The following is a 3,950-nucleotide window of genomic DNA, read 5'->3' on the forward strand; positions in this document are numbered from 1 at the left end:
GGGGGCAGCGCGGGACTCAGGGCACCTGGTCGGGGGTGCGGGTGTGGACGAAGGTGGCAATGTCCAGGGCGACTGCCCGGCCGTGGCCGTCGCGCAGCACGCGGAGGATCTCGCCATTCTCGTCGCCGGCGTGGCCCCGCCACCGGTCCGGCCCCTCGGCCACGAAGCGCAGATTCGGCGCACCGACGGGGCCGGCGCGCAGTTCGCCGGCGGCATCGACGGACACCTCGATCTCGCTGCCCATCCACCACCAGCGGCCGGTGAGCTCGGCCAGTTCGGCCGGTGGCGCGGCGGCGGCCGGCAGCCAGGGCGTGACCGGCGCGGGCTCGGCGTCCAGCACCAGGGTGAGGAGCTGCCGGCCGAGCGCGCCGATGTGCCCGGTGCGCAGGCCGTACGAGTTGGCGAAGCCGACCACCGCGGTACGGCTGGGTCGGTGTACGGCCAACGAGGCGACGTAGCCGGGCATCGAGCCGCCGTGCCCGACGTACACCCGGTCGCCTTCCCGGAAGAGCTCCAGCCCGAGGCCGTGCCCGCTCTTCCACGCCTCCAGGTCGCTGATCACCACGGGTGAGCACATCTCGGTTAACGTGGTGGCGGCCAGCACCGACGGGTCGGGGTCGGCGAGGAACGCGGCCCAGCGGCCCAGGTCCTCGATCGTCGACCAGAGTTGCCCGGCCGGGGCCATCGCGCCGGTGTCGGTACGTGGCTCCTCGCGCAGGGTGTCGTGCCAGGGGTGTACGACGTAGCCGCGGGCGAACGGCTCGGTCTCGGTGTACGTGGTGCGGCGCATGCGCAACGGGGTGAGGATCCGCTCGTCGAGCAGGTCGATCCAGGGCGTCCCGGTGAGTCGTTCGAGCACGCCGCCGAGGAGCCCGTACGCCAGGTTGGAGTAGTGGTACGTGGCGTGCGGCGGGTAGGCGATCTTGTCGGCGGTGAGCCCGGCGAGCAGGGTGGTCAGGTCGACCCCGGCGGTCCGCTCCCACCAGTCGCCCTCGGGTTCGCGCTGGATGCCGCTGGCGTGCCCGAGGAGTTGGCGCAGGGTGAGCGTGCCGACGCCGGTACCCGGGAGGTGCTCCTCCAGCGGGTCGTCGACGGCGAGCCGGCCGGCGTCGCGTAACTGCATGATCAGGGTGGCGGTCATCGTCTTGCTGATCGAGCCCAGCCGGTACTGCAGGTCGACGCCCGGGCGGGGGTGCTCGCCGGCGGTGGCCACGTGCGCCAGTGTGCCGTCGCGGACCACGCCCAGTACCAGCGAGGGGGCGTGACCGTCGGCCTGTGCCTGGGCGACCCGGGTGTCGATCTGTCGGGCGGTCTCGGGCAGCAGGGTCACGGGGGTCTCCTCGGATCGGCGCCGCTGATTTCAGGTGTTTTGGTCGGCCGGAAATGGCTTCGCCGAGCCTACTGATCTTCCCGGGAAGGTCGCGCGTGCATGTGCGTGTCACGATCGTGGTGTGGACGCCGTGGTGTGGATCGTGTTGGGTGTGGTGCTGGCGGTCGCCGAGATCTTCACGACGACGCTTTTCCTGATTCTGTTCGGGGTCGGTGCGTTCGCCGCCGCGGGCGCTGCCGCTCTGGGCGCGCCGGTGGCCGTGCAGGCGCTGGTCTTCGCGGTGGTGTCGGCGTTGAGTCTGGTGGTGGCCCGCCCGGTCATGCGACGGCATCGCCGTTCCGCGCTGGACAGCGGCGAGCAGCCGTTCGGTGTGGAGGCGATCGAGGGCTCCACGGCGATGGTGCTGGAACGGGTGGACGCCGAGCACGGCCTCGTCAAGATTGACGGCGAGCTCTGGAGCGCCCGCTCGTACGACACGACGCAGGTTTACGACCCTGGTCAACGGGTTCGGGTGATTAAGGTCCGGGGCGCGACCGCCCTGGTCTGGCAGGACGACGTTTCTTCCGCCGGCGAGCTGCCGGAAGCGAGAGGGTGAACGGGATGACGGTAATCGGGGTGCTGGTGATCGCGGTGGCGCTGATCGCCGTGATAACGCTGGCGAAGGCGGTGCGGATCGTGCCGCAGCAGCGCCAGGACGTGGTGGAACGGCTCGGCAAGTACAAGCGCACCCTCAACCCCGGCCTCAACCTGCTGGTGCCGTTCATCGACGCGGTCCGCACCAAGGTCGACATGCGGGAGCAGGTGGTCAGCTTCCCGCCGCAGCCGGTGATCACCTCGGACAACCTGGTGGTCTCGATCGACACCGTCCTCTACTTCAAGGTGGTCGACTCGGTCCGCGCGACCTACGAGATCTCCAGCTTCCTGCAGGCCATCGAGCAGCTCACCGTCACGACGCTGCGTAACGTGATCGGCTCGCTGGACCTGGAGCGGGCGCTGACCAGCCGCGACGAGATCAACCGGCACCTCTCCGGCGTGCTGGACGAGACGACCGGCCGCTGGGGCATCAAGGTGACCCGGGTGGAGATCAAGGCGATCGAGCCGCCGGCCAGCATCCGCGACTCGATGGAGAAGCAGATGCGCGCTGAGCGGGACCGCCGCGCGGCGATCCTCACGGCCGAGGGCCACAAGCAGTCGGTGATCCTCACCGCCGAGGGTGACAAGCAGTCCGCGGTGCTGCGGGCCGACGGTGACCGGCAGGCCCGGATCCTGCAGGCCGAGGGTCAGGCGAAGGCGATCCGGACGGTCTTCGACGCGATCCACCAGGCGAACCCGAGCCAGAAGGTGCTCGCCTACCAGTACCTGCAGGCCCTGCCGCAGATCGCCCAGGGCAGCGCCAACAAGGTCTGGATCGTCCCGGCCGAGCTGACCAAGGCTCTGGAGGGGATGGGTGGCGCGCTCGGCGGGCTGAGCCAGATGGTGGGGGACCTGCCCGCACCGGAGGCCGCGGACCAGGCGAGCCAGGTCGAGCGCGAGGCCGCGGAGGCCGCGCAGGCCGCGGCGGCCGCCGCTCAGCAGATCCACGATGAGGTACGCGTCGCCGAGGCGCAGGCCACCGGCGGCAAGGGTCAGCAGGGGCTGCCCGCCCCGGAGCCGGTGTCGCCGGCCAGCCTCGTCGAGGACCCGGCCGACCAGCGCGAGCGCGGCTGATCCAGTCTGCCGGCCACCAGGCCGGGTAAATGCGAGAAAGACTCATGGGGCGCTCCGACGCCTGCCACGATCGGTCCTAGGACGGGTGGTGACCAGGCAATCGGGGCGCCCCGGCGCGTCGGTGCACCGCTCGACGACGAGCGAGGTGACGCATGAAGGATCCGGCGAATCGGATGTGGTCCTCGACCCCCGTGCCCGGCGCGCACGACCCGGCGGCTCCGCTGGGCTCCCGGCGCACCGGTGGCGGGTTCGGCGTACTGCCGTTCGTCGGTGAGCCCACCCCGGCCGGCCCGGCCACGAACGCCAGTTGGGCCTGGTCGGTGCGCCGCTTCGCGCGGGCCGCGGTGTGGCTGCTGCCCGCGTACGCCATCCTCTACGGCGCGGTGGCGATGGCCAGTGACGGAGGGGTGGGCAACGACCCGTATCCGGCCGACGGCCGCGCGGTGTACCTGATCGGCTGGGTGGCCGCGGTCTGGCTCGGCCTGCTCGCCCTGCTGGCGCTCACCGGGCTGCTGGCCGCGACCCGCAGCCGCCGGGTGGCCGCCGCCGGCCTGCTGGTCAGCATCGCCGGCACCGTGCTGATGCTGCCGTTCGCCGGGCTGGAGGAGCAGACGCCGGTCTTCGGCACCTCCGCCCGGTCGCTGGTCCTGCTCGGCGCGACGTTCTACAGCGTGGGCTGGTTCCTGACCGGTTGGGCGGTGGCCCGCTCGGGCTCGTTCAGCCTCGGCGACGGCGTCATGCTGATCATCGCCGCGCCCCTTCTCGGCCTGGGCGGTGCCCTGATCGGCTCGCTGCAGACCTTCGGCGCGATCTTCGTGCTGATCGCCGGCATCGGCATCGGCTACCGCTCCGGCCGACTGATGCCCCGCGAAACCGCCCGAGACGCCGCCGCCGCAAGCGTCAGCACCCCCAC

General features: G+C 71.6%; 4 protein-coding genes. 3 read left to right on the forward strand and 1 reads right to left on the reverse strand.

Features of this window, described 5'->3' with window-relative positions; translation table 11 throughout:
* Positions 1 to 16: 16 nt before the first annotated feature.
* Positions 17 to 1,330 carry a serine hydrolase gene (locus F8271_RS30330; protein ID WP_151493219.1) on the reverse strand — a complete coding sequence of 438 codons (1,314 nt, stop codon included), beginning with the start codon at positions 1,328 to 1,330 and terminating at the stop codon, positions 17 to 19.
* 121 nt (positions 1,331 to 1,451) lie between these two features.
* Between F8271_RS30330 and F8271_RS30335 the strand changes: the two genes are divergently transcribed.
* The 3 genes from F8271_RS30335 to F8271_RS30345 all read left to right on the forward strand — a co-directional run.
* A complete protein-coding gene (locus F8271_RS30335; protein ID WP_151493220.1) occupies positions 1,452 to 1,925 on the forward strand; it encodes an NfeD family protein in 474 nt (157 codons plus the stop codon).
* A gap of 5 nt (positions 1,926 to 1,930) precedes the next feature.
* Positions 1,931 to 3,037 (forward strand): SPFH domain-containing protein, encoded by a 1,107-nt coding sequence (locus tag F8271_RS30340; RefSeq protein WP_151493221.1) that lies wholly within the window; start codon positions 1,931 to 1,933, stop codon positions 3,035 to 3,037.
* A 152-nt stretch (positions 3,038 to 3,189) separates the two neighbouring features.
* Positions 3,190 to 3,950, forward strand: a 761-nt coding sequence (locus F8271_RS30345) for a hypothetical protein (RefSeq protein ID WP_151493222.1), incomplete at its 3' end; no start/stop codon positions are given.

The sequence above is a fragment of the Micromonospora sp. ALFpr18c genome (assembly GCF_008868155.1).
Classification (GTDB): Bacteria; Actinomycetota; Actinomycetes; order Mycobacteriales; family Micromonosporaceae; genus Micromonospora.

Bases quoted from the DNA above. Each gene is read 5' to 3' on its own strand.
- F8271_RS30340 (WP_151493221.1), top strand. From the start codon at position 1,931: ATGACGGTAATCGGGGTGCTGGTGATCGCGGTGGCGCTGATCGCCGTG.